Source organism: Kiritimatiellia bacterium (assembly GCA_018001225.1).
In the GTDB taxonomy this organism is placed as follows: domain Bacteria; phylum Verrucomicrobiota; class Kiritimatiellia; order CAIQIC01; family JAGNIJ01; genus JAGNIJ01.
The window spans coordinates 12528-37776 of the sequence record JAGNIJ010000027.1; the positions used below are offsets into that span (position 1 = coordinate 12528).

The 25249-nt window shown below is 67.3% G+C and carries 20 protein-coding genes and 1 riboswitch; of the genes, 2 read left to right on the top strand and 18 right to left on the bottom strand.

The genetic code is table 11. The features are described from left to right. Window position 1: 1 nt before the first annotated feature. The 13 genes from ribD to KA248_10205 form a co-directional block, all read right to left on the bottom strand. The gene (gene ribD / locus KA248_10145) at window positions 2-1084 is read right to left on the bottom strand and encodes a bifunctional diaminohydroxyphosphoribosylaminopyrimidine deaminase/5-amino-6-(5-phosphoribosylamino)uracil reductase RibD (GenBank protein MBP7830265.1); all 1083 of its coding nucleotides are present in this window, start codon (window positions 1082-1084) and stop codon (window positions 2-4) included. 80 nt (window positions 1085-1164) lie between these two features. Next, window positions 1165-2073 (bottom strand): signal recognition particle-docking protein FtsY, encoded by a 909-nt coding sequence (gene ftsY / locus KA248_10150; protein ID MBP7830266.1) that lies wholly within the window; start codon window positions 2071-2073, stop codon window positions 1165-1167. Further along, window positions 2057-2509 carry a transcription antitermination factor NusB gene (gene nusB, locus KA248_10155; GenBank protein MBP7830267.1) on the bottom strand — a complete coding sequence of 151 codons (453 nt, stop codon included), beginning with the start codon at window positions 2507-2509 and terminating at the stop codon, window positions 2057-2059. Before nusB ends, ftsY begins: the two co-directional genes overlap by 17 nt. 6 nt (window positions 2510-2515) lie before the next feature. Then, window positions 2516-2986 carry a 6,7-dimethyl-8-ribityllumazine synthase gene (locus KA248_10160; GenBank protein MBP7830268.1) on the bottom strand — a complete coding sequence of 157 codons (471 nt, stop codon included), beginning with the start codon at window positions 2984-2986 and terminating at the stop codon, window positions 2516-2518. A 14-nt stretch (window positions 2987-3000) separates the two neighbouring features. Beyond that, window positions 3001-4224 carry a bifunctional 3,4-dihydroxy-2-butanone-4-phosphate synthase/GTP cyclohydrolase II gene (locus KA248_10165; protein MBP7830269.1) on the bottom strand — a complete coding sequence of 408 codons (1224 nt, stop codon included), beginning with the start codon at window positions 4222-4224 and terminating at the stop codon, window positions 3001-3003. 48 nt (window positions 4225-4272) lie between these two features. Further along, a riboswitch (FMN riboswitch) is annotated at window positions 4273-4449 on the bottom strand. Between the two features lie 372 nt (window positions 4450-4821). Further along, complete coding sequence (locus KA248_10170) at window positions 4822-7614, bottom strand: hypothetical protein (protein MBP7830270.1); 2793 nt, start codon at window positions 7612-7614, stop codon at window positions 4822-4824. 284 nt (window positions 7615-7898) lie between these two features. After that, window positions 7899-8708, bottom strand: coding sequence for an acyl-ACP--UDP-N-acetylglucosamine O-acyltransferase (gene lpxA, locus KA248_10175; GenBank protein ID MBP7830271.1), 810 nt, complete (start codon window positions 8706-8708; stop codon window positions 7899-7901). After that, window positions 8705-9445 carry a DNA repair protein RadC gene (gene radC / locus KA248_10180; GenBank protein ID MBP7830272.1) on the bottom strand — a complete coding sequence of 247 codons (741 nt, stop codon included), beginning with the start codon at window positions 9443-9445 and terminating at the stop codon, window positions 8705-8707. The genes lpxA and radC overlap by 4 nt, the downstream gene beginning before the upstream one ends. Before the next feature lie 2 nt (window positions 9446-9447). Next, window positions 9448-10776, bottom strand: coding sequence for a GTPase HflX (gene hflX / locus KA248_10185; GenBank protein ID MBP7830273.1), 1329 nt, complete (start codon window positions 10774-10776; stop codon window positions 9448-9450). Further along, window positions 10745-11668, bottom strand: a complete 924-nt coding sequence (gene miaA / locus KA248_10190; GenBank protein ID MBP7830274.1) for a tRNA (adenosine(37)-N6)-dimethylallyltransferase MiaA — start codon at window positions 11666-11668, stop codon at window positions 10745-10747. Before miaA ends, hflX begins: the two co-directional genes overlap by 32 nt. Continuing rightward, on the bottom strand, window positions 11668-12171 hold the full coding sequence (gene lspA, locus KA248_10195) for a signal peptidase II (GenBank protein MBP7830275.1): 504 nt from the start codon (window positions 12169-12171) through the stop codon (window positions 11668-11670). The genes miaA and lspA overlap by 1 nt, the downstream gene beginning before the upstream one ends. 28 nt (window positions 12172-12199) lie before the next feature. Then, window positions 12200-12835 carry a TraR/DksA C4-type zinc finger protein gene (locus tag KA248_10200; GenBank protein ID MBP7830276.1) on the bottom strand — a complete coding sequence of 212 codons (636 nt, stop codon included), beginning with the start codon at window positions 12833-12835 and terminating at the stop codon, window positions 12200-12202. Window positions 12836-12941: 106 nt separating this feature from the next. Further along, a complete protein-coding gene (locus tag KA248_10205) occupies window positions 12942-16076 on the bottom strand; it encodes an isoleucine--tRNA ligase (GenBank protein MBP7830277.1) in 3135 nt (1044 codons plus the stop codon). 201 nt (window positions 16077-16277) lie between these two features. On the opposite strand from KA248_10205, the gene KA248_10210 reads away from it, so the two are divergent. Further along, the gene (locus KA248_10210; GenBank protein ID MBP7830278.1) at window positions 16278-17249 is read left to right on the top strand and encodes a hypothetical protein; all 972 of its coding nucleotides are present in this window, start codon (window positions 16278-16280) and stop codon (window positions 17247-17249) included. 67 nt (window positions 17250-17316) lie between these two features. Further along, window positions 17317-18405, top strand: coding sequence for an LptF/LptG family permease (locus tag KA248_10215; GenBank protein ID MBP7830279.1), 1089 nt, complete (start codon window positions 17317-17319; stop codon window positions 18403-18405). A gap of 7 nt (window positions 18406-18412) precedes the next feature. Here KA248_10215 and KA248_10220 read toward each other — a convergent pair whose 3' ends face one another. From KA248_10220 to KA248_10240, 5 genes are all read right to left on the bottom strand, one after another. After that, the gene (locus KA248_10220) at window positions 18413-18874 is read right to left on the bottom strand and encodes a bifunctional nuclease family protein (GenBank protein ID MBP7830280.1); all 462 of its coding nucleotides are present in this window, start codon (window positions 18872-18874) and stop codon (window positions 18413-18415) included. A 227-nt stretch (window positions 18875-19101) separates the two neighbouring features. Beyond that, on the bottom strand, window positions 19102-21735 hold the full coding sequence (gene clpB, locus KA248_10225) for an ATP-dependent chaperone ClpB (protein ID MBP7830281.1): 2634 nt from the start codon (window positions 21733-21735) through the stop codon (window positions 19102-19104). 86 nt (window positions 21736-21821) lie between these two features. Continuing rightward, complete coding sequence (gene ruvC, locus KA248_10230; protein MBP7830282.1) at window positions 21822-22319, bottom strand: crossover junction endodeoxyribonuclease RuvC; 498 nt, start codon at window positions 22317-22319, stop codon at window positions 21822-21824. Between the two features lie 12 nt (window positions 22320-22331). Beyond that, entirely contained in the window at window positions 22332-23084 is a 753-nt protein-coding gene (locus KA248_10235) for a YebC/PmpR family DNA-binding transcriptional regulator (GenBank protein ID MBP7830283.1), read from the bottom strand. 22 nt (window positions 23085-23106) lie between these two features. Further along, a complete protein-coding gene (locus KA248_10240; GenBank protein MBP7830284.1) occupies window positions 23107-25122 on the bottom strand; it encodes an elongation factor G in 2016 nt (671 codons plus the stop codon). Window positions 25123-25249: the final 127 nt, after the last annotated feature.

Sequence of the window (25249 nt, forward strand, 5' to 3'; positions counted from 1 at the left end):
GTTACCTCGGTCTGGCGCGCACCATGATATCCGGCCCGCACCGCTCAACGGAAATGAATCGAAGCTGGGGCCGACCCGCCATGCGCCAGCCCCGCCCCCCCACGACGGCGGCCGCGCCTCCGCCCAGGAAGGACGGCGAAATGAAGAACAGGTACTCATCCACCAGTCCATCCCGAATCAGCGACGCCGCCAATCCCCCGCCGCCCTCGCAGAGCACGTGCAGCAGGCCCCGCCGGCCCAGTTCTTCCAGGAGGTCTTTCGCCGACAGCCGGCCCGCGGCCGTCCGTATCCGCAGCGCGCGCGCGCCGGCCGCCTCGATGGCCTTCACCCGGGCCGGGGCACAGGCGCGCGACACGGCCACCAGGGTTTGGTCGGCATGCCCGTCGGACAGCACCTTGGCCGATGCCGGGACGCGCCCGTCGGGCGCCAGGACGATGCGCCACGGCTTTCGGCCTTTCGCCGGCCGCGGCAGGAGCGAGGGATTGTCCTTGAGCAGCGTGTTCTTGCCCACGAGCACCCCGTCGCCCCGGCGCCGCAGGGCCTGCACTTGGCGGCGGGCCGCCGGGCCCGTGATCCAGCGCGAGGCGCCCGTCTCGTCGGCGATGCGGCCGTCCAAAGTCATGCCCATCTTCAGCGTCACGAAGGGCCGGCGCGTCAGGATCCACCGGGCGAACGGCGCGAGCAACTCCCGCGCCTCGCCCTTGAGAACGCCTTCGACAACCTTCACGCCAGCCTTGCGTAACAGGCGCAACCCGCGCCCCGCATGCGCCGGGTTCGGGTCGCGCGTGGCGACGACCACCTCGGCGATTTCCGCCGCCAGGATGGCGGCGGTACAGGGCGGCGTGCGCCCCCACGTGCAGCAGGGCTCCAGCGTGACGTACAGCGTCGCGCCCCGCGCCCGCGCTCCCGCCCGGCGGAGCGCGTGAACCTCGGCATGCGGGCCGCCCGCCTTCCGATGCCAACCCTCGCCCACGATCCGCCCGCGGCGCACGACCACCGCGCCCACCGCCGGGTTCGGGCGGGTCAGCCCTTCGCCCCGGCGGGCGAGCTCCAGCGCCCGACACATGTAGGGTTCGTGTTTCATTCAGATACGGTGGCACGGCCGTCCCGGCCGTGCGGAGTACGGGCGGGACGCCCGTGTCACTTTCCCTTTGTTCCTGATCTTCATTTCCCTTCGTCCGGCCCCAGCAAGGCGTTCACGAACTCGTCCGGGTCGAATGGCGCCAGCGAATCGGCGCTCTCCCCCAGGCCCGCGAACCGGATCGGGATGCCCAGGTCCCGGGCAACCCCGAAAACGAAACCGCCCTTCGCCGAACCGTCCAGCTTGGCCACGACGGCACCGGTCATCGGCACGGCCTCGTGGAAGACCCGCGCCTGGGCCAGCGCGTTCTGGCCCAGCGTGGCATCGAGAACGATCCAGGTTTCATGCGGCGCGCCGGGCAGCCGCTTGTTCAACGCGCCGCGGACCTTCTGCAACTCCTGCATGAGCGGCTGCTTGGTGTGCATCCGGCCCGCCGTGTCCACGATCAGCACGTCCTTCTTCCGCGCGATCGCGGCGTCGAGCGCGTCGTAGGCCACCGCGGCGGCGTCGGCGTTCGGCGCGCCGACCACCGCCTCCACGTCCAGGTGGTCGGCCCACCATTTCAACTGGTCGGCGCCAGCGGCGCGGAACGTGTCCGTGGCGCCGAGCAGCGGCTGGAGCCCCGCGCGCAAGGCATGACGGGCCAATTTGGCCGAGGTGGTCGTTTTGCCCGATCCGTTGACGCCGACCACGAGGAGCACGAGCGGCCGGGGCTGCGCCGGCCACGCGAACGGCTCCAAGGCGGCGCCCTTCAGGCTGTCGCGGAGAATCGTGCGCAGCACCTCCCGGCGGGATACCCGCAGCCCCTGGTAGGCCTGCTCCATCTCCGCGACCAGCTTCGTGGCCAGGTGGACGGGGACGTCGGCCCGCAGGAGGGTTTCCTCCAGTTCTTCGAAGGAGACGTCCTCCTTCTTCCGGCCGGAAAAGACCCGGGACAGCGCGCCCGCGATCTGCCGGCGGGTCCGCGCCAGGGCGTCAATCCACGTGACCACGTTTCTCCCTCTTCACCGCCGCCCGGGCGGGCCGGTCGATGTCCTTGCGCGCGCGGTCGAGGATGCCGTTGACGAACTTGCCGGACTCCGAGCCGCTCAATTCCTTGGCGAGCTCGACGGCCTCGTTGATGGAGACCACGGGCGGCACGTCGGGGCAATGCAGCATCTCGTAGAGGCCGACGCGCATGACGTTGCGATCCACGGCACCCATCCGCTTGAGGTCCCAGTTTTCGGCATACTTCTGGAGGAGCCGGTCCAGTTCCTCACGCTTCGCGTCCACGCCCCGGATGAGATCCTCGGCGAACCGGCGCGCGGCCGGCGTGCCCTTGACCCCCGCCCAGAACAGCTCGAGGGCCGGGTCCAGGTCGTCCCGGTTGAAATCCCGCTGGAACAGGAACTGCACCGCCCACTGCCGCGCCTCGTGTCGTCCGCCCATGCCGGCCTACTTCCAGTTGCCGAACAGGTTGGCCATCTCGATCGCCGCCTGCGCGGCGTTCCAGCCCCGGTTGCCCGACTTCGTGCCGCAGCGCTCGATCGCCTGGTCGAGGTTCTCGGCGGCGACGACCCCGTCGATCACGGGCACGCCGCTGTCGAGCGCGATCTGCATCAGCGCCCGGGCGAGCTGCGTGTTGATCAACTCCGCGTGCGGCGTGGCCCCCTGGATCACCGCGCCCAGCGCCACGACGGCGGCGTACTTCTTGCCCTGCGCCAGCTTCTGGGCGGCCAGCGGGATCTCGTAGGCGCCCGGGACCCAGGCTATGGCGATGTCCGTCTCGGCCGCCCCGTGCCGGACCAGGCAGTCCATCGCGCCGGCCACCAGCTGCCGCGTGAGGAAGTCGTTGAACCGGCTCACCACGATGCCGAACTTCAGCCCAGCGGCATTCAACTGACCGGCGTATTCCTTCGTGCTCATGTGTTGCTCCTTGTCTATAACCAGTGCCCCAGCTTGGCCTTCTTCGTCTCCAGGTAACGTTCGTTGTGTTGCGTCGGGGGCAGGACCAGCGCCACGCGCTCGACGATTTCGAGCCCGTGTCCCTTCAGCCCGACGATCTTGCGCGGGTTGTTGGTCAGCAGCCGGATCCGCTTCAGCCCGAGGTCCGCGAGAATCTGCGCGCCGATGCCGTAGTCCCGCAGGTCGGCGTCGAAGCCCAGTTTCTGGTTCGCCTCCACCGTGTCGAGCCCCGACTCCTGCAGTTCGTAGGCGTGCAGCTTCTTGGCCAGGCCGATCCCGCGGCCCTCCTGCCGCATGTAGAGCACCACGCCGTGCCCTTCCTTCGCAATCATCTCCATGGCCGCCTTTAGCTGTGTTCCGCAGTCGCAGCGCAGCGAGCCGAAGACGTCGCCCGTCAGGCACTCGCTATGCACGCGCACCAGCGGGGCGGGCTGCTCGGCGGGTTGGCCCATGACCAGGGCCAGGTGGTGGTGATCGTCCGGGAGCGAACGATACAGGTACAGGTCGAACCGGCCGGCCTCCGTCGGCAGGCTGACCTTGCGCTCGAGCTCGACCAGCTTCTCGCGCTTGCGGCGCCACTCCACGAGGTCCGCGATGGTGATGATCTTGAGGCCGTGCCGCGCGGCGAATTCCAGCAGGTCCGGCAGCCGGGCCATGCGCCCGTCGTCGTTGATGATCTCGCAGATCACGCCGGACGGGTTCAGGCCCGCCAGGCGCGCCAGGTCCACGGCCGCCTCGGTATGGCCGGCCCGCCGCAGCACGCCGCCCGACACGGCCTCGAGGGGAAACACGTGCCCCCCGCGCACGAGATCCCCGGGCCGGGTGTCCTTCCCGATCAGCACGCGGATGGTCTGCGCGCGATCGTAGGCGCTGATGCCCGTCGAGATGCCCTCGCGCGCGTCCACGGACTGCATGAAGGCCGTGGCGAAGCGCCCGCCCTCGCCCGGCGGGCCCATGCGGGTGAGGTGGAGCCGCTGCAGGGCGTCCTTCTCCATGGACACGCAGATCAGGCCGCGCCCGTGCCGCGCCATGAAGTTGATGCCCTCGGGCGTCACCTTCTCCGCCGCGAGCACGAGGTCGCCCTCGTTCTCCCGCTTCTCGTCGTCGACGACCACGACCAGCTCGCCGTTCCGGACCGCCTCGATGGCGTCCGCGATGGCGCTGAACGGCGCGGCCTTTGTTGGCTTTTCCTGGCTCATAAAAAAAACGCCCCGGGAAAAATCCCAGGGCCCAGGCGCACGTGTCGCCTCGATCTTCTTCCATCCAGACTTTACTGTCGGCTGCGGATCGGCCGTTTTTTCCCGGCCTGACCACATCAGCCGTGCAGCGACGCTTGGTCTGCTGCACGGGTCGCGGGCTTTCACCGCCGGTCAGGACTCGCCCGGCGCCTTTCGGACCGGGCTCACCTTGCCCTGAAGATCTTTCCGATGGTCGTACCCTACACAACACAGCATGGAATTCAAGCACAATCCGCCAGGACGGCCGGACCGCCAGGACTGATTCACAAAGGATCGTAACCCGTTCCAACCATGGAAGAACAAGGCCCGCGCACACCAGGGCATGCGCCGGCCTCGAGGGCGAGGCCGCGCTACACGGACGCCGGGGAGGCCGTGCTCGGCGTAGCTCGCGACCGCCCCCGGTCGCGGGCAGGCTGGCTCCGTGAATTCGGGGCCCTTACGTTTTGCGGGCCAAGGCCTATCGAAAAGGCACATTCCTTTGGATCAAGGGCTCACCGGCCTCTTGAATCAGTCCTGCCGGCCCGCCGGACCGGGGGCGGGCCGCCGCCATGCCTTCCGTCAGGGGTCGCGGAAGGCCCGGACCCGGAAGTAGTAGTCATCCGGCACGCCGAAGGACACCAGGAGATTGGTACGATTCGGCATCGGCGGCGTATTGGTCCACAGCACGATCCACTGATTCGTATCCATCATGGCGGTCCGCCACTCGTAGACGCGGTAGGCCTGCTGGCCGCCGTCGGTCGCCAGGTTGATCCATGCGTTGGAGCGCGTGATGGAGACGAACCGCAGCACGCTGTTGGAACTGGTGGGATCGGTATCGGCGATAACCTCGTCGCCGTCCTTGGTTCCGTCGCCGTCCGTATCCGATTGGAGCCAGCTGGTGCCCGCGTCGTATTCGCCCTGGTAGACCCCGGTTCCCGTTTCGACGACGTTGGCTAGGTTGTCCAGGTCGGTGTCCACAAACTCGTCGCAGCCGAGATCCTTCATGAACAGGCGGAATTCCCCGTCCACGTCGTACGAGCCCGCGGCCGCCTCGCCCGCCTCGATGCAGGGCGAGTCGTAGCGCAGGTGGTAATTCGCCATCACCCGCGGGTTGTTGGTGATATTCCCCAGCCCCGGCCAGTTGTCCTGCACGCAACAATAGCGGGTGGTGACAAACCCGAGTCCCTGGAGTTGGGCTATCGAGTGCCCCCACAGGATCGAATGGTTGACATTATACCCGGCATCGGTGAAGGAAACGCCATACCCCCCATTGCTGTAAATGGTGCATTGCTCGACCCAGCCCGTACTGTTCTGAATAGAGACCCCGTCAGTGCCCAGGGTCCATACCGTGTGATTGTTGGCCACCACGGAGTCCAGCAGATCGAACCGGCACCTGTTCGCCAGCAGGCCGCCGCCGCTTCCGTTCCAGCATAGGTTGGATAGGATCGCGCTCAAGCGGACCGTCGAACGCTCGCACGAGTCCATATACAACCCGCCCCCGTGCAAGGTGGCGTAGTTCCGTGCAAACAACGTGGGCCAGTTGCTGGGCGCCTTGAAATAGCGGTCATCCGAGCCGACCAGCAGCCAGGGGGCCTCGACAGCCGCCAAGCCCCCGCCGGAATACTGATCGGCCCAATTTTCTGTAAAGGCCGCGGGCCCGATATTCGCGCTGCGCGCTTTGAGATAGACCCCGCCACCCGAGGCTATCGCGCGATTATTATCGAATGTTACCCCGGACAGGATGCTGGTGATGTTGGCCACGCTGTACACGGAGCCCTCGGGCCCGATGTACAGCCCGCCGCCATTCTGGTCGGCCCAATTGCCGATGAACTGCACCATCGCGTTCGTTCCGCCGAGCACGTCCACCTTGTCCAGGACGCAGACACCTCCGCCGTTCGTGGCGCAGCGGTTGTTGTTGACCATCACGGCGCCGGTGATCGACAGGTATCGCGCATACACGCCGCCGCCGCTTTCCCATGCACGGTTCCAATCCACCCACGATGGCTCGTTGGCACGTCCCAGGATCCGAAGGGCATTCGTGCCGTTGACGTAGAATCCTCCGCCCGAATGCGCCGCGGCGTTATACTCCACGATGGAAGCCCGACTCGACGACTCGACGCTGATGCGCGCATCGTTCAAGGCCAGCACGCCTCCGCCATGCCCGTCGCTGTAGTTGGTCATGATATTCACGCCGTCCAGCAGCATGTGGCCGAAACTGGCGTAGATCCCCCCGCCGCCGGCCGAACTCAAGCCTACGGGGTCCACGGCCATGTTCGCGACGACCCGGGCGCAGCGTATCGTGGCGCCCGCGAAACCGGGGGCATCTATGTAGTAGATTCCCCCGCCGTACAGCGCCGTGTTGGACATGACCAGGGCGTTGGAAATGACGATGGGCGAACTGATGAACATCATCCCCCCGCCGTACAGCGCTTGGTTGTTTTGCACTACGTTCGAGGGGGAGGTGACGTTAAACAGCCCCTTGGAGCGCATGGCAAAGGCTTTCAGATTCTCCCCGTAGATAGCCCCGCCGGATGAATCGGCCGTGTTGCCGATGAACGAGCAATCCACCACAACAACCCAGCCCCCGCTGCCCCACAACCCGCCGCCCTCGTATGCGCGGTTGCTTTGAATGACGCTGCCCTCCCACAAAACCACCTCGGAATTGGTGGCGGCATACACCGCCCCCCCCCGTGCCGTGGCCTTCACGGCCGTGTTGCTGTGGAAAAGGGTGCCCCACGCGGTCAACTCGGCGTTCGTCCAGACAAAAACCCCTCCGCCCTCGTTGGTACCCCGGTTGCAGACGATCCGGGAACCATTGTACAGGTTCAGCTTGCCGGCTACAAAGGCCGCGCCGCCATAAACGCCATAGCAGTTGGAAATGGTCGAGGCATTGTAAAACCCGGCTTCGGACTGGCTGTCCACGTACAAGCCGCCTCCGTTGAGGCCGTAATTGTTGATCCAGTGAACATCGTTAAAATCCACGGTGGAAGAGACGAGGTGGGCGCCGCCCCCGCCATCCCCTCCCCGGTTTCCATTCTGCAGTTTCAAGTAGTTCACGGTGCTGATGCTGCGGATGAACGACAACGCCCCGCCCGACCCGCCCGCGTTGATCACGGAATAGCCGCCGACATGGATCGGCACCGATTCATCGTAACCGCCCCGCAAGGTCAAATCCTTGTCAGAGACGACCACGTTCTCCGGGAACACGCTGGTGGAAATGCAGATCTGGTTCCCGCTGCTGGCCGCATTGACCGCAGCCTGAATCGTGCCGTAGGCCGGGCCCGCCTCATTGATCCACACGCTGCCCGCGAGCGTGCCCGCCACCCCGGCCAGCAACACCAACACGACCCACCCGATCGCGAATCGCTTCATGACCGACCTCCCTGTTCTATGCGCAGCGCCTCGTTGTGGCGGTATTGTATCAGCCTGCCACGGCGATGGAAACAGGGAAATGTTCTCAATGTAGGGGCGCCCGAATCTTCAGCGAGCTGGAGGCGGGACGCCCTCGTCCCGCTCGATGCGCCGCGGGGGCGCGGCGCCTCCAGGACTCGCTAAAGATCGGGGCATGGGCGCCGGCCTTATGAATCAATCCTGTAGGGGCGCCGCTTGCCGGCGCCCGCAGAAGGGCCTGGCGGCAGAGGCATGCCGCCCTCCATCTAGGCCTGGTCCTCCACTCCTTCCCCGCCCTCCAGCAGGCCGCAGATGCCGCGCCGGGAGGCGGCGATGAAGTCGCAGAACTCCGTCACGGCCGGATCGTTCAACTCCGCGCGGATGCGCTCCACGGCCTGCGAGGTGTTCAGGCCGGAGCGGTAAAGAATCTTGAACGCGGCGCGCAGGGCCTGGCGTGTCTCGGGCTTGAAGCCCGCTCGGCGCAGCCCGACGGTGTTGAGGCCCAGGATCTGGTTCCCCGCGCCCGAGCGCCCGGTGCAAAACGGCGGGATGTCCTGCGACACCGCCCCCTGCCCGCCCATCATCGCGAGCCGCCCGATCCGCACGAACTGGTGCACGACGGCGTTGCCGCTGATGAACGCCCGCTCGCCCACCTCGACGTAGCCCGCCAGCAGCGCGCCGTTGACCAGGATCACGCCGTTCCCCAGCTTGACGTTGTGCGCGAGGTGCGAGTTGACCATCAGGAAGCAGTCGTCGCCGACCTCCGTGACGGTGTCCGGCTTCGTGCCGCGATGGATCGTCACGCCCTCGCGAATCCAACAGCGCGCGCCGATCCGGACATAGCTGACCGTCTCCGGCTTGAAGGCGAGATCCTGCGGAAGATCCCCGAGCACGGCGCCCGCATGAATCCGGCCACCCGGCCCGATGCTGGTGTAGCGGTGGATGACGGCGTGCGGGCCGATGACGCACCCGTCGCCGATCTGCGTATCCCGGTCGATGACGGCGAACGGCCCCACGACGACGTCCGCGCCGAGCACGGCGCCATGATCCACGACGGCGGTCGGATGAATGTTCATGATTTGTCCTCGAAGCTGACCACCCCGCTCTCGCGCAGGCTGTAATAGTCCTTCGCCCCCGGCTCCGCGGCGCGGCCCAGGATGATGTGGTCCAGCACCGGGATGTCCACGATCCGCCCCGCCTCGACCAGCTGGCGCGTGATCCGGATGTCCTCGGCCGACGGCGCGGGATCGCCGGAGGGATGGTTGTGCACGAGCACCACGGCGGCGGACAGGCAGCGGATCGCCTCCTTGAACACCTCGCGCGGGTGGGCCAGGCTGGCGTTGAGCAGGCCCGTGCTGATCTCCACGGGGTTCTGGCGCAGGCGGTTCTTCGTATCCAGCAGCAGGACCCAGAACGCCTCCGTCTCGCGCGTATTGGCCCGCCCGCGCAGGACGCGCGCGGCGTCCTCCGGCGTGCGGACGAACGGGCGCTCGGGCGCGGATTCCTCGTTCAGGCGGCGGCCGAGCTCGAGGGCGGCGCGCAGGATCTGGGCCTTGACGGGGCCGATGCCCTTCTTCTTCGTCAGTTCCTGGACCGGGGCCTGGGCGAGCGCGGTCAGCGAGCCGTACTCCATCAGGAGGTTATGCGCCAGGTCCACGACGTTCAGGCCCTTCATGCCGCACCGCAGCAGCAGGGCGATGAGCACCTCCTCGGACACGTGCTCGGCGCCGAGCCGCTCGAACAGCTCGCGCGGCCGCTGCCGCGACGGGATGTCGGCGACGCGCCTCGGCGCAATGGGATAGAGCGTTTCCATGGTCACGGGTCGCGGAAGCCGTTCGCGCCGTCCCCGGGCGGCGACTCCCCGTGGTCCAGCCGGTACGGCAGGCACAGGCCGAACAGCCGCTCCGGAAGGCTGACGTCGAGCCGGACCGCGCCGTCGGCCTCGTATTTCTCCTCGAACACCCTACCGGAACTCCGGATGGCGGCAAGCAATTTTCCCTCCGCCGGCGGGACGAGCAGCTGCGCGCGCAGGGTGCGGCTCTTGAGGAAGTCGGCGAGCTCGGCCCGGAACATGTCGAGCCCCTCGCCGGTCAGCGCGGAGACCGTCACCGGCCGCTCGAGGCCGGGCGCCAGCCGCGCGGCCTGCGCGCCCGCCGCCGGCAGGTCCAGCTTGTTCAGCACGGAAATCCGGGGCTTCCCCTCCGCGCCGAGTTCCTTCAGCACCTGGTCCACGGCGCGGATTTGCTCCTCGACGCCCGGGTGCGCGGCGTCGATGACGTGGATCAGCAGGTCCGCCTCGCCGACCTCCTCCAGCGTCGCCTTGAACGACTCGACGAGGTGGTGCGGCAGCTTGCGGATGAAGCCGACCGTGTCGGTGATCAGGGCGGGCTGGTGGTTCGGCAGGCGGATCTGCCGCGTGGTGGGATCGAGCGTGGCGAAGAGCCGGTCGTCGGCCTCGACCTGCGCGTCGGCCAGGTGGTTGATCAGCGTGGACTTGCCGGCGTTGGTGTAGCCCACGAGCGTCAGCAGGGCCCAGCCGTGGCGGCGGCGGCCGCGCCGCTGCTCGGCGCGGTGCTGACGCACCTCCTCGAGCGACTCGCGAATCCGCGTGATCCGATCGAGGATCCGGCGCCGGTCCAGTTCCAGCTGCTTCTCGCCCGGGCCGCGCAGGCCGATGCCGCCCTGCTGGCGCTCGAGGTGCGTCCACATGCCGCGCAGGCGCGGCAGCAGGTATTGCAGTTGCGCCAGCTCGATCTGCAGGCGACCGGCCTTCGAGCGGGCGTGCTGCGCGAAGATATCCAGGATCAGCTGCGCCCGGTCGATGACCTTGCACTCCGTGATGTCCGCCAGGTTCCGGCCCTGCGCGGGCGAGAGGTCGTCGTCGAAGAGGATCGTCGTGATGTCCTCGGCCGCGGCGCGCCCGGCGAGCTCGGCGGCCTTGCCCTTGCCGATCAGGGTCGCGGGGTGGAAGGTCTGCTGGTTGGAGATCATCCGCCCGACGACCTCGGCGCCGGCGGTATCGGCCAGTTGCGCCAGCTCGTCCAGCAGGTCCTCGACAACCTCGCGGCGCTGGTCCTTCAGGCGGACGCCGACCAGCAGGACCCGTTCCGGCTCATCCCGGAAGGACAACGGGGTTCGGCCCATGTTTCCTCCATGCCGCCCATACCCGGTCCGCGAGCCGGGCGACGGGCTCGCTGAAATCGTGATCGATCCACTCCACGCGGACCTGGTGCCGGAACCAGGTCATCTGCCGGCGCGCCAACTGCCAGGTGCGGTGGACGACCTGCTCCCGCGCCTGCCCCACGGTCAGGGTTCCGTCCAGCACCGCGAAGGCCTCGGCGTAGCCGATGGCGTGGCGGGCGGTAGCGGAAAGCGCGGAGTGCCGCTCGTGCAGGCGTCGCGCTTCTTCCAGCAGTCCTCCGTCAAACATCTTGCGCACCCGTTCCCCGATCTTCGCGCGCCACGGCGCGGCCTGGGGCCGCAGGCCGACCATCGGCGGCCCCGACGGGCGCGCGAGGCGGGAAGGGTGAGCGGAGGTCTCGGCCAACTCGATGGCCCGGATCAGCCGGCGCGGATTCCGGGGATCGGCCAGCGCTTCCAGGCGCGCCGGATCGCGCCGCCGCAATTCCTCCTGCAGTCCAGCGACATCCAGTTCCGAAAGCCGCCGGCGGAGTTCAGGATCGGCCGGCGGCGCGGCATCGAGTCCCTCGACGAGGCACTTCACGTACAGGCCGGTGCCCCCGACCACGATCAGCCGGCCCGGCGCCGTCTCGTGGAAGGCCGCGCGGGCGGCCTCGAGGTACCGGCCGACGCTGAACGACTCGCCGGGGCCGGCCAAGTCCAGGCCCCGGTAGCGGACGCGGCGGCGTTCAGCCGCTGTAGGCTTGTCGGTGCCGATGTCCATGCCCCGGTAGACGAGCATGGAATCGGCGGAGAGAATGTCGAGGCTTTCGCGCTCGGCCAGGTGCTGCGCGACGGCCGATTTCCCGGCCGCGGTCGGCCCGACGAGAAACCAGGCAGTCGGCGCACCGGTCATCAGGACTCCGGGGACGGCGCGGCCGGCTCCGCCTTGCGGCGGGATTCATTGAGGGGATGGCCGGCCACCCAGAACGCGGACACGATGTACAGGCCCGCGCCCGCGCAGATGGCCGCGTCCGCGATGTTGAACGCCGGCCAGTGCCAGCCGCGCACGTGGAAATCGAGGAAATCCGTGACCCAGCCGAGGCGCACACGGTCGAGCAGGTTGCCGACCACGCCGCCGACGAGCAACGCCAGCGCCAGGCGGTGCTCCCAGGTCCGGCTCAAGAACGAGCGCCGGAAGATCACCATGAGGACGAGGATGACGACCGAGAGGAGGGTCAGCACGGCGTTCTGGCCGCCGAGCATGCCCCAGGCCGCGCCGGTGTTGCGGACATAGGTCAGGTCGAAGAAGCCCGGGATGACCGGGTGCGCGACGCCGAAGTCGAAGTGCGCGCGCACGTACCACTTTGTCGCCTGATCCAGCGCCGCGACGATGAAAGCCAGCAGGATCACCGACATGGGCCCGCTCCTCGTTCGCCGGGCCGGGTCAGGATTCCCCACCCTGTTGGATCGTCGGCCCGAACGGCCGGAACTTGCTGCGGCCCTTTTCCGACTCGCTCTTGCAATGCACGCACATCTTGGCGAAAGGCAAGGCTTTCAGGCGGGCCTTCTCGATGGGCTTGCCGCAGGAATCGCACGAACCGTATAGGCCGGTCTCGATGCGCTGGAGCGCCTCGTCGATCTCGTAAAGGGCGTCCTGCTCGCTGCTCACCAGGTTCAGGGCGAACTCGCGGTCGAAGTTGTCGGTACCTTGGTCGGCCATGTGAAAACTGTAGCTGGAGAGATCGCCGGACGACTCGCGCGGGGACCGGTTCAGGTTGTCGCCCGCCAGGAACGAAATCTCGTCGACGACGCGGTCGCGGAGCTTCTGGAGCACCTCGCGGTACTTTTTCAGTTCCGCGGCCGGCAGGCGGCGCGGCGGCGGCAGGGGCTTCTTCGGTTCCGCGACCGGCTTGCGAGCCGGACGGCCTTTCAGGGCCACCGCGGGCTTCGCGGCCGCGACCGGCTTGCGGGCCCTGGCCCGGACAACCGGCTTGGCCGCCTTCTTGACGGGCTTGGCCTTGACCGGGGCCTTCTTCCGAACGGGCGCGCTTTTCTTGGATTTCTTTGCGCTTTTTGCCATTTCGCACCTTCCCCCTGACGACTCGTTTGTCGTGCTTCCACCGGTCCAGTCCGGCGGAAGAGCGGCTTGAGTACCACAGCCTCCTGCCGCTGTCAACCCTGCCGGCCTATTTTTCTTCCGCGGGCTCGATGCGGACGCCGCAGGGATGCCCGTTGAGGTCCTGGACCTCGCCCGCCGAATCGACGAACAGGCATTCTACGCACAAGGTCTCGCCGCGTATATAGTCGCCTTGCTCTTCCACGGCCTCGCGTACCGCCTCGTCGCCGCTGTAGGCCAGCCGGATGCGCTGGGTCACCTCGAGATCGGCCGCCTTGCGCAGGCTCTGGACGCGGTTGACGAACTCGCGGGCCAGCCCCTCGCGCACCAGTTCCTGGGTCAGGTCAATCTCCAGCGCGACGATCAGCCCGCCGTCGGAGGACACCGCCAGCCCCTCGCGGGGTTTGCGCTCCACGGCCAGGTCCGCGGCTTCCAGGGCCACCGCTTCGCCGTCCACCTCGATGGCGACGGGCCTTCCATCCAGCAGGTCCTCGATGCGGGCGGAGTCCATTTTCTGGATCTGCTGCGCGGCCTTCTTCACCTTCGGCCCCAGGCGCGGGCCCATCCGGCGGAAATCGGGCTTGGCGAGGAACGTGGCCAGGTCGGACTCGCGCCCGCTGAACCAGACCTCGCGGACGTTGAGCTCGTCGGCGACCAGGTCCTTCAGCGCCTCGATCCGCGCCCGGCGCGCCGCGTCGCGGCAGACCACGTGAAGCCCGCGCAACGGCTGGCGCACCTTGAGGTTATGATCGGCGCGCAGTTGGCGGCCGAGGCCGACGACGCGGATCACGTCGTCCATCTGGTCCTCCAGCGCGGCGTCGCGGGCTCGGTCATCGCCGACCGGGAAATCGCAGAGGTGCACGGACTCCGGCATGTCCGGCGTGCGCAGGTTCCGGTAGATCGCCTCGCTGATGAACGGCACGAACGGCGCGGCGATCTTGCACAGCCGGACCAGCGCCTCGTACAGCGTCGCGTAGGCCTGGGCCTTGTCCGCGTCGTCCGAGCTCTTCCAGAAACGGCGCCGGCTGCGCCGGATGTACCAGTTGGTCAGGTCCTCGAGGAACCGGACGAACGGCCGGACCGCCTGCTGCAGGTCGTACGCGTCCATCGCCGCCACGACCTCCTGGGTCAGGCGCTCCAGCGAAGAATGAATCCAGTTATCCAGTAGATTCCCTGAACCCTGAACCCCGCCCCCTGAACCCTTGTCCGGCTTCCATCCGTCCACCCGCGCGTACGTGACGAAGAAGCTGTACGCGTTCCACCACGGCAGCAGGAGATGGCGCAGGGCGTGCTTCACGCCCTCCTCGGAGAAGTTCAGGTTCTCGGCGCGGACGACCGGCGAATGGATCATGTAGAGGCGCAGCGCGTCGGCGCCGTAGGTGTCCAGGATGTACACCGGGTCCGGGTAGTTCTTCAGCCGCTTGCTCATCTTGCGGCCGTCGTCGGCCAGGATCATGCCGTTGACGATGACGTGGCGGAACGCGGGCTTGTCGAACAGCGCCGTCGACAGGACCATCAGCGTGTAGAACCAGCCACGCGTCTGGTCCAGGCCCTCGGCGATGAAATCCGCCGGGAAATGCTGCTCGAAGTGGGCCTTGTTCTCGAAGGGATAGTGCGACTGGGCATACGGCATCGAGCCGCTCTCGAACCAGCAGTCCAGCACCTCGGGGATGCGGCGCAGTGGCGCCCCGCCCTTCGCCGATGGGATCTCGATCCGGTCCACGAAGTGCTTGTGCAGGTCGGCGACCTTCTGCCCGGAGCGCTTCTCGAGTTCGGCGACGGAGCCGACGCAGACCGCCTCGCCCTGCGCGTTGCGCCAGACGGGCAGCGGCGCGCCCCAGTAGCGGTTGCGCGAGATCGCCCAGTCGCGCGCGCCTTCCAGCCACTTGCCGAAGCGGCCGTCGCGCAGGTGCTCGGGCACCCAGTGGGTCTGCGCGTTGGCGGCCAGGAGCCGGGCGCGGAGCTGCTCGACGCGGACGAACCAGGTTGCCACGGCGCGGTAGATCAGCGGCGAGTCGCAGCGCCAGCAGTGCGGGTAGCTGTGCTGGATCGTCGAGCGGTGGACGAGCTTCCCCTCCTCCTTCAGCCGCCGCAGGATATCGGAGTCGGTCTCCTTCACCTCGCGGCCGAGGTAGTCTTCGACGGGCGCGGTGAACCGGCCCTCGTCGTCCACGGGGCAAACCGCGGGCAGGCCGGCAATCTGACCGAGCCGGTGGTCGTCCTCGCCGAAGCCGGGCGCGATATGCACGACGCCCGTGCCGTCCTCGGTCGACACGAAATCGGCCTCGAGGACGCGGAACGCGCCTTTCGCCCGGAGGTCGGAGAAGTACGGGAACAGCGGTTCGTAGCGCAGGCCGGCCAGGGCCGAGCCGTCCATTTCATCGAGCAACTCGTAGGCATCGCCCTTCGGGTAGTAGACCGGCAGGCGGTCGCGGGCCAGGAGGTAGATCCGGCCGGCGTCGCGGATTTTCACGTAGCGGATCGTAGGGCCAACGGCAAGCGCGAGGTTGGACGGCAGCGTCCACGGCGTCGTCGTCCAGGCCAGGATGAAGGTGTTCTCTGCGCCTTCGACGGCGAAACGGACCGTGACGGCCGGATCCTGCACGTCCTGGTAGCCCTGGTTCGTCTCGAAGTTGGAGAGCGGCGTCGCGCAGCGTGGGCAGTACGGGAGGATCTTGTGCCCCTCGTAGATCAGGTCCTTCTCCCACAACGACTTGAAGACCCACCAGATGGACTCCATGTAGGCCGGGTCCATGGTTTTGTAATCGTGGTCGAAATCCACCCAGCGGCCCATGCGCGTGACGACCTGGCGCCACTCGCGGGTATAGCGCAGGACGATGCCGCGGCATTTCTCGTTGAAGACGTCGACGCCGAGCTTCTCGATGTCGCGCTTGCCGCTGATCTTGAGTTCCTGCTCCATCTCGTATTCCACGGGCAGGCCGTGGCAGTCCCAGCCGAAGCGGCGCTCGACGTAATGACCGCGCATGGTCTGGTAGCGCGGCACGATGTCCTTGAGCGTGCCGGCGAGGAGGTGGCCATAGTGCGGCAGGCCGGTGGCGAACGGCGGGCCGTCGTAGAAGACGAATTCCGGCGCGCCCCGCCGGGCTTCGAGCGACTTGCGGAAGGTGCCGTCCGCCTCCCAGAATCGCAGGATCTCCCGCTCCAATTCAGGAAAGCTGACCTTGCTGGATACCGGGTCAAACATGGCCGAAGAAGATACGCGGGCCCGATTGCGTATTGCAAGCGGAGATGCGCCGCCGCGCGGCGGCGGATATTACTTGACATTTACCCGCTGTCTGGGGCAGGGTCGCGTTCAATCAGGCAGGAGTGCATGCAGGTTCAAGCCATCAGCCGCCAGGAAATCGACGCCTGGCCGATCGAGGAATCCGGGCTGCCCGTGCGCGTCGTGAACGCGGTGAGGGTGGTGCCCGTGAAAACGGTCGGACAGTTGCGCGAGCTGGCCGATTCGGATCTTCTCAAGCTGCGCAGCCTGGGCCGAATTTCGCTCGGCCACGTACACTCTTTTCTGCGGACCTGCGGGCAGATCGAGCAAGGCCGGCAACGGTTCGGGACGATCCAGGAAGTCTTCGCGCTGTGCCTGGATGACGCCGAGCGCGCCGTCCTGGCCGCGCGGTACGGATTGGACCGCGATCCCGAAAAGCCGTCGCGCCGCCGCACCACGCTTCAGCAGATCGCGGACGCGAAACAGATCACCCGCGAGCGCGTACGCCAGGTCCAGGACGCCGGCCTGCGGAACCTTCAAAGCCGCCTCGCACGGGCCTGCCTGCAGCCCTTTTACGATTTCCTGTGCGCGCAACTGGAGCGGAAGGGCGGGCTGGCGGGCGTCACGGATCTGATGTCGCTGCGGTCGGAGCCGGCCCTGGGCGGGATGCACCCCCACGGGCTCTTGCGGCTGTTGAGCGAGGTCGACCCGGCGCGGTTGGCGTCGCGCCACGGGTATTTCTCCACCCTCCCCCTGGAGTTCCTCCTGTCGCTCGAGGCTCGGATGAAGACGCTCCTGTCCCAATCCGGCCGGCCGCTCACGCTGGAGGAATTGCTCGACCGCGCCGGGCCGGAAGCCCTGGCGCCGCTCCGGCAGCCCGCGGCGGCCCTTGAAGCCCTGTTGAACCACGACCCGGACATCGCCGCGACGACGGACGGACGCTTCTTCCTGTACGGGGCAGGGGCCGGGGTCTTCGCGCTGGAAATCCTCTCCCGGATGGAGCGCCCGGCCCACTACCGCAAGATTACCACGGCCTTCAACGAGGCCCTGAAGCCTGAAAAGCGCAAGGGCGCCGGCTACATGCTGGAACTGCTGATCGGCACGCCGCGCTGCACGCGGGTGGACCGGGGGATCTACGACCTGAAGGCCGAGTAGCGGGACGCTTGCCGATCCGGCCCCGAGCGGCTACAGTGCCGCGGCCGGTCAACGGCCCCGGATGAGCATGAAAATCGTCGACAAATACCTTTTCAAGGCGGTCTTTGTTCCGCTGCTCTACTGCCTCTCGGGATTCATCCTGATCTATGTCATCTACGACCTGTTCGATAACCTGCCGGACTTTATCGAGGCGCGCACGCCCCTGCCCGCCGTGATCCGGTTTTACCTTTTCCTGATGCCCTCCGTCCTCGTGATCATCGCGCCGGTCTCGCTGATGCTGGCGGTGCTCTACAGCCTTTCGCACCTGACGAAGAACAACGAGCTGACCGCCATGCGCGCCTGCGGGATCAGCCTCTATCGCCTCATGGCGCCCCTCGTGTTCCTCGGGCTGCTGGGCTCCCTCCTCGTGGGCGCCATCCACGAGACCCTCGGCCCTTGGTCGGCCTACTGGGCTCACCAGTTCATCGCCATGCAGAAGAACAAGGACAAGATCGACACCCGCCTCGTTTCCCCGCTGCCGTACCGGAACGAGACGGGGCGGCGCGACTGGATGATCGGCGAGTTCAACATGGAGACGTTCGAGATGAAGACCGTCAGCGTGATCCAGCACCGCGCGGACGGTTCCGACGAGCACCGGATCCAGGCCAGGACCGGCCGCTGGTACGACGGCCGCTGGTGGCTGAACGACGTCTCGTTCCAACCCTACGACGCGGAAGGCAACCCGCAGGGCCCCCCGCGGTTTGAACTCCACCGCGAGATGACGGACTACAACGAGCTGCCCCGGGACTTCATCAACGAGATCAAGGATCCCGAGTTCCTGTCCTCGTGGGAGATCCTGACCTTCTTGCGGACGCACCGGCGCCTGTCCGGGGACACCGTCGCGCGAATCCGGGTCAACCTGCACCACCGGCTGGCCATGCCGTGGATGTGCCTGATCGTCACGCTGCTGGGCATCCCCTTCGGGGCCAAGAGCGGGCGGCACGGCGCGTTCCTGGGCATCGTGCTGGCGTTGAGCCTCTTCTTCGGCTACTACGTGTTCGTCAACCTGGGGCTGGCCTTCGGCAAGAAGCAGCTGATCGCGCCCTGGGTCGGCGGCTGGCTGCCCAACCTGCTGTTCCTCGGCGTGGGCCTGGTCCTGATCCACCGCATGCGGTAGACCGGCGTCAGGGCTCTTCGCCCCCCGGCGGTTCCTCGGGCGTATTCTGCTTGAGCGCCCAGGTCATGTCCTCGGCCCGCTCCCAGACCGACGTGCTGACGTAGATGGGACACCCCTGCTGCAGCGCCACGGCGATCGCGTCGCTCGGCCGCGAATCGATCTCGACGAGGTTGCGCCCTAGTTCGCCTTCCTGCAGGAGAAACAGCCGGGCGAAAAACGTGTCGTCCTTGAGGTCGTTCACAAGCACCTTCTGCGCCCGGACGCCGAGGCCGGCGAGGATGCTGCCGATCAGATCATGCGTCAGGGGGCGCGGCTTCTTGAGCTTGTGCATGAACATCGTGATCGCCGCCGCGACGCTGTGATCGACGAAGATGGCGATCACCTTGTCCCCGTGGCCCAGAAACACGCCGACCCCGCTCTGGGTGGGCAGCAGCCCCCGGACCTCGACCTGGATTTCCCCCGCCGGCATCGTCGGCGCCACTCCTTACATGTCCCGCGTGATGTAGATGACCAGGGCGAAGATCCCGATGATCATGCCCGCTGACAGAAACGTGTCCATGGTTTCATTCTACCGCGCCGGCCGGCCTTCGTACAGCCCCGCCGGCCGGCCTTCCCATTCGGGGTGGAACAGCAGGCTCGTCGCGCCTGCCATACAGCGGGGGCTACGACCCCGCTGAACCGCTGCCGCCGGACCCCTTAGGCCTTCCGTCCGGTCCGGACGCGGAACGCCAGCCCTTCCCCGCTCGGATCCGCGTCCGCGGTGACCCGATCGCCGTCCGACACGGCGCCCTTGAGGATCTCCGTGGCCAGGGCGTCCAGGATGCGCCGCTGGATCGCCCGCTTCAAGGGCCGCGCCCCGAACGCGGGGTCGTAGCCTTCGGCCGCCAGCACATCCGCCGCCGCGTCCGTCAGTTCCAGCGTAATATGCCGCTCCTCCAGGTTCTTCCGGACACGCGCCAGTTGAATCTCCACGATCCGCCGGATCTGCTCGCGGCCCAGGCTGTGGAAGATCACGATCTCGTCCACCCGGTTCAGGAACTCCGGCTTGAACTGCGCCCGCAACTCCTCGAAGACGCGGCCCTCCAGTTGCTCGTAGGCGGGGTCGCCGCTTTCGAGGTCGGGCTTCCGCTGCAACGCCTCGTGGATGGCCGGGCCCCCGATGTTGGAGGTCATGATGACCACCGCGTTCGTGAAATCCACCGTGCGGCCCTGCCCGTCGGTGAGCCGCCCGTCGTCGAGGATCTGCAGCAGGACGTTGAACACGTCCGGGTGCGCCTTCTCGATCTCGTCGAAGAGGACCACCGAGTACGGCTTGCGCCGGACGTGCTCGGTCAGATAGCCGCCCTCCTCGTAGCCCACGTAGCCCGGCGGCGCGCCGATCATCCGGCTGACCGTGTGCTTCTCCATGAACTCGGACATGTCCAGCCGGACCATCGCGTGCTCGTCGTCGAAGAGGAACTCCGCCAACGCGCGGGCCAGCTCGGTCTTTCCCACGCCTGTCGGGCCCAGAAAGATGAACGAGCCGATCGGCCGGTTCGGGTCCTGCAGGCCTGAGCGCGAACGCCGCACGGCGTTGGACACCGCCGCGACCGCCTCGTCCTGCCCGACGACCCGCTGCCGCAGCCGGTCCTCCATGTGCAGCAGCTTCGCCTTCTCCGTCTCCATCAGCCGGCTGACCGGGATGTGCGTCCAGTTCGAGACCACCTCGGCGATGTCCTCGGCGTCGACCTCCTCCTTCAGCATCCGCCGGTCCTTCTGCAGGTCCGCCAGCTTCTGCTGCGCGGCCTTGATCTGCGCCTCGATCTTCGGGACGCGCCCGTATAGGATCTCCGCCGCGCGGTCCAGCTGGCCGTTCCGCTTGGCGGCCTCCTCCTCGCCGCGCAGCAGGTCCAGGGCCTCGGTCAGCTTCCGGATCTCCCCGATATGCTCCCTCTCCTGCTGCCAGTGCAGCTTCATGCCCCGGCTCTTCTCCCGCTGCTCCGCCAGCTCCTTCTCCAGCGTCGCGAGCCGCTCGCGGGAGGACTCGTCCTTCTCCTGGCGCAGCGCCGCGCGTTCGATCTCCAGTTGCATGATCCGCCGCTCGACCTCGTCGATCTCCGTCGGCAGGCTGTCGATTTCCATGCGCAGCCGGCTGGCGGCCTCGTCCACGAGGTCGATCGCCTTGTCCGGCAGGAACCGGTCGCTGATGTAGCGGTGGGACAGCCGCGCCGCCGCCACGAGCGCCCCGTCCTGGATCCGCACGCCGTGGTGGACCTCGTAGCGCTCCCGCAGGCCGCGCAGGATCGCGATGGCGTCCTCCACCGTCGGCTCGTTCACCTGCACCGGCTGGAACCGCCGCTCCAGCGCGGCGTCCTTCTCGATGTACTTCCGGTACTCGTCCAGCGTGGTCGCGCCCACGCAGCGCAACTCGCCCCGCGCCAGCGGCGGCTTGATCATGTTCGACGCGTCCACCGCGCCCTCGGCGCGGCCGGCCCCGACCAGCGTGTGCAGTTCGTCGATGAACAGGATGATCCGCCCCTCGGCGCCGATCACCTCCTTGATGAAGGCCTTGAACCGGTCCTCGAACTCGCCCCGGTACTTCGCGCCGGCGATCATGGAGCCGAGGTCCAGCGAAACCACCTGCTTGTTCTTCAGGCCCTCCGGCACGTCGCCGGCGACGATCCGCTGCGCCAGGCCCTCGACGATCGCCGTCTTGCCGACGCCCGGCTCGCCGATGAGCACGGGATTGTTCTTCGTACGGCGCGACAGGACCTGGATCACGCGCCGGATTTCCGAGTCGCGGCCGATGACCGGGTCCAGCTTGCCCTGGCGCGCCGCCTCGGTCAGGTCGCGCCCGTACTTTTTCAGCGCCTCGTACTTGTCCTCGGGGGCCTGGTCGGTGACGCGCTGGTTTCCGCGGACGGCCTGCAGGGCCTTGAGCACGGCCTCCGGCGTCAGGCCGAGTTTTGTCGCCACGCGTGCGGTTTCGCTGTCCTTTTGCTGAAGGGCGGCCAGGAGCAGGTGTTCGCCACTGACGTATTCGTCCTTCATCTTTTCGGCGACCTGGAAGGCCGCGTCCAGGACCTGGCGCAGGCCGCGGGACAGGTACCGCTCCGCGCTGCCGCCCTCGACGCGAGGCCGCGCGGCCAGCGACTGTTCCAGGGCCTCGCGCAGCGGGCCGGCGGAAACCCCGATCCGCTCCAGCAGCGGACGGACGACGCCGTCCTCCTGCTCGACCAGAGCCAGCACCAGGTGGTCGGTATCCACCTCCGGCTGCCCGTATTCCCCGGCCAGCCGTTGGGCGCGCTGCAGCGCCTCCTGCGACTTGATGGTCAGACGATCCAGTTGCATAAATCTCGCTCCGCTGATTTGACCTCATGATTACGCGAAGCCGGCGACATTTCAATGCCGCAGGAAAGGGGATAAACCGGCGGCCTTCAGATCGGCTTCGGCTGCAGGGCCGCGATGCCGGTGCGGCTGTGGAAGTGGCAGAGGGCGATCGCCAGGGCGTCGGCGGCGTCCTCGGGCGGCAACTCGGCCAGGCCGAGGATGGAGGCGACCATGCGCCCGACCTGCTCCTTGCCCGCCGCGCCCGCGCCGGTCAGCCCCTGCTTCACGCGCCGCGGCGCGTATTCGTAGACCGGCACCCCGCGCAGGGCGCAGGCCGCGATCACCGCCCCGCGCACTTCTCCCAGGATCAAAGCCGTGCGGGCGTTCTTGAAGTAGAACCCGCCCTCCAGAGCGACGGCCTCGGGGCGATGGGCTTCGAGGAGTTCGTCCACCTTGCGTTGGATGGCGGCCAGGCATGCCGAGTGGGATCGCGAAGCCGGATTGCGAACGAGGCCGTACCCCAGGCTTCGAAACGAGCCGGCCTGCGACGCGACGATTCCGAAGCCCGTGGACCGCAGGGAGGCGTCTATGCCCAGCACCCGCATGGGCGGCCCCCTCTACTTGTCGAGCGACTCGAGAATCTCGGCGGGAATGTCCAGGTTGGAGTACACGTTCTGCACGTCATCGAGCTCCTCCAACTCCTCGATAAAGCGCATCAAAGCCGTCGCCTTGTCCTTCTGGGCCACGGACATCCAGTTCAACGGAAGCAGGGTGATCTCCGAGCTGGCGGCCGTGATACCGGCCTTGTTGATCGCCTCGGCCACGGCGGGATACTGCGCGGGCTCGGTGATGATCTCGAACTGGTCGCCCTCGCGGCGCATGTCCTCGGCGCCGGCCTCGAGGACCAGTTCCATGAGCTTGTCCTCGTCCACGCCCGCCGCGTCCACGAGGATCTGGCCCTTGCGCTGGAAGGTGCGCATCACCTGCCCCTGCCCCGCCAAGTTGGCGCCATGCAGGGTAAACGAGTGCCGGACTTCCGCGACCGTGCGGTTGCGGTTGTCGGTCAGGGCCTGGACGATGAGGGCCACGCCCCCGGCCGCAAACCCCTCGAACATGATCTCCTCCAGCTTCGCGCCCTGTAGTTCGCCCGTGCCGCGCTTGATGGCGCGATCGATGTTATCCGCCGGCATGTTGACGGCGCGCGCCTTCTGGATGAGCGTCCGCAGCGCCGGGTTGGAGGAGACATCCTTGCCCGAGGCCCCGACCACGATCATGATTTCCTTGGCGATCTTGCTGAAGACCTTGCCCTTCTTGGCGTCGGCGGCGCCCTTCTTGTGTTTGATATTGGCCCATTTGCTGTGACCGCTCATGGCAATCTCCCTTTCCGCTCCCTTATTCCTCTTCGGCCTTCTTGTTCTTCTGCGCCTCGGCGACGATCTTCTGCGCCACGTTCGACGGCACGATGTCGTACCGGGCGAACTCCATCTCGAAGGAACCGCGCCCGCCCGTGATGCTGCGGAGCTCGGAGCTGTAGCGGAACATTTCCGCCTGCGGCACCTCGGCGGTGATCACCTGCATGCCGTCCTCCGTGCCGATGCCCAGGATGCGCCCGCGCTTGTGGTTCATGTCACCGGTGATGTCGCCCATGTACTGGTCCGGCACCATGATCTTGACCGTGACGATGGGCTCCAGCAGGACGGCCCGCGCCTTGCTCATGCCGTCGCTGAACGCGCGCGCCGCGGCGATCTTGAAGGCGATTTCCGAGGAATCCACGTCGTGCGACGAGCCGTCGTAGATGCTGACCTTCGTCCCCGTCACGGGATAGCCCGCCACGGCGCCGCGGTTCATGCCCTCGAGGCAGCCCTTCTGGATGGCCGGGAGGAAATTGCGAGGGACGTTCGTGCCGACGAGCGCATCCTCGAACCAGTCCGTCTCGCCCGACTTCATCGGCTGAACCCGAAGATACACTTCGCCGTACTGACCCCGGCCGCCGGTCTGCTTCTTGTGCTTGTAGTGGCCTTCGCCCAGCGCGGTGACCGTCTCGCGGTACGGCACCTTGGGCGTGCTCAAGAGGATCTCCACGTTGTAGCGTTTCTTCATGCGCTGAAGGGTCGTGTCCAGGTGCAGATCGCCCATCCCGTAGAGGATCAGCTCTTTCGTCTCCACGTTGCGCTCGACCCGGATCGTCGGGTCCTCGTCCGCCACGCGGTGCAGGCCGGTGCTCAACTTGTCCTCGTCGCCCTGCGTCTTGGGCGCGACGGCGTAGGCCGCGGTAGGGTTCGGGAAGACGATCGGCGCCAGCTTGAAGCTCTTGCCCGTCGCGCACAGGACGTCATTGATGACCGTGGCTTTCAGCTTGGCCAGGGCGACGATTTCGCCGGCGCCCGCCTCCGCGACGGATTCCTGTTTCTTGCCGTTCAGCAGGTACAACGCGCCGATGCGCTCCTTCTGTTCCTTGGTGGCATTATAGATTTCGCTGTCGGACCGCAGCGTGCCGCCGAAGATCCGGACGATGGTCAACTGCCCCACGAACGGATCGTTTACCGCCTTCCAGACTTGCCCGACAAACGGCGCCTCGGCGGCGGGCGCGATCGGGTGGCCCTCGGCATCCTTGATTTCGCGGTCGGCCGGCGACGGGAAAAAGCGCACCAGGCCTTCCAGCAGCTCGACGATGCCCGCGTTCAGCTTCGGCAGCGCCACGAAGACCGGGATCAGCTTGCCCGTGGCAACGGCCTTGCGCAGGCCCGAGGCGATCTCGGCCGGGGAGAGCGTCTCGCCGCCGAGGTATTTCTCGATAAGCTGATCGTCGGTCTCCGCGGCCGCCTCGACCAGCGCGCTCTTCAAGGCTTCCAGATCGCCGCCGCCGGCCAGCACGTCGGCCACCGACTTCTTGTCCTTTCCGAGCACGGAGGCCGGGCGGCACCGGTCGCCCCACACCGCGCGCAGCGCGGACAGGGTGTCGTCGAAGCTGGTGTTCTCCTTGTCGAGGCCGGTGATCACGATGCCGCGCGGCAGCCCGAGCGTTTCGCAGCGCCGCCACGAACGGTTTGTGCCCACCTGGATGCCCGAGGCGGCGTCCACGACCACCAGGCCCGCGTCGGCCACGGCGGTTGCGGCCACGGTCTGTCCGTAGAAGTCGGCGTAACCCGGCGTATCGGTGATGACCAGATCGTACTTCCCGCCCTGCGCGGAGGCGTAGACGGCGTTGAAGGGCTTGGCCCAGATCGTGATCTTGCGGTCCTTTTCCTCGTCGCTCCAGTCGGCCACGCTCGTGCCTTCCGCCGGCGAACCGAGCCGGTCGTTGACGCCCAGCTTGAAGAGCATCGCGTCCAGCAGGCTCGTCTTGCCGGCCCCCGTGTGCCCGACCAGGACCACGTTCCGCACGTTACCGATTGCCAAGTCCTTCATAGCGCGTTCCTTTTACCGATTCGGGTTCAAAAAGCGGCCTCGCTGATTCCAAGGGACAGGCATTGATACACAAAAGAGCCAGGCTCCGCAATGGTTTTCACCAAGCCATGGTACCGGCGCGGGTGTA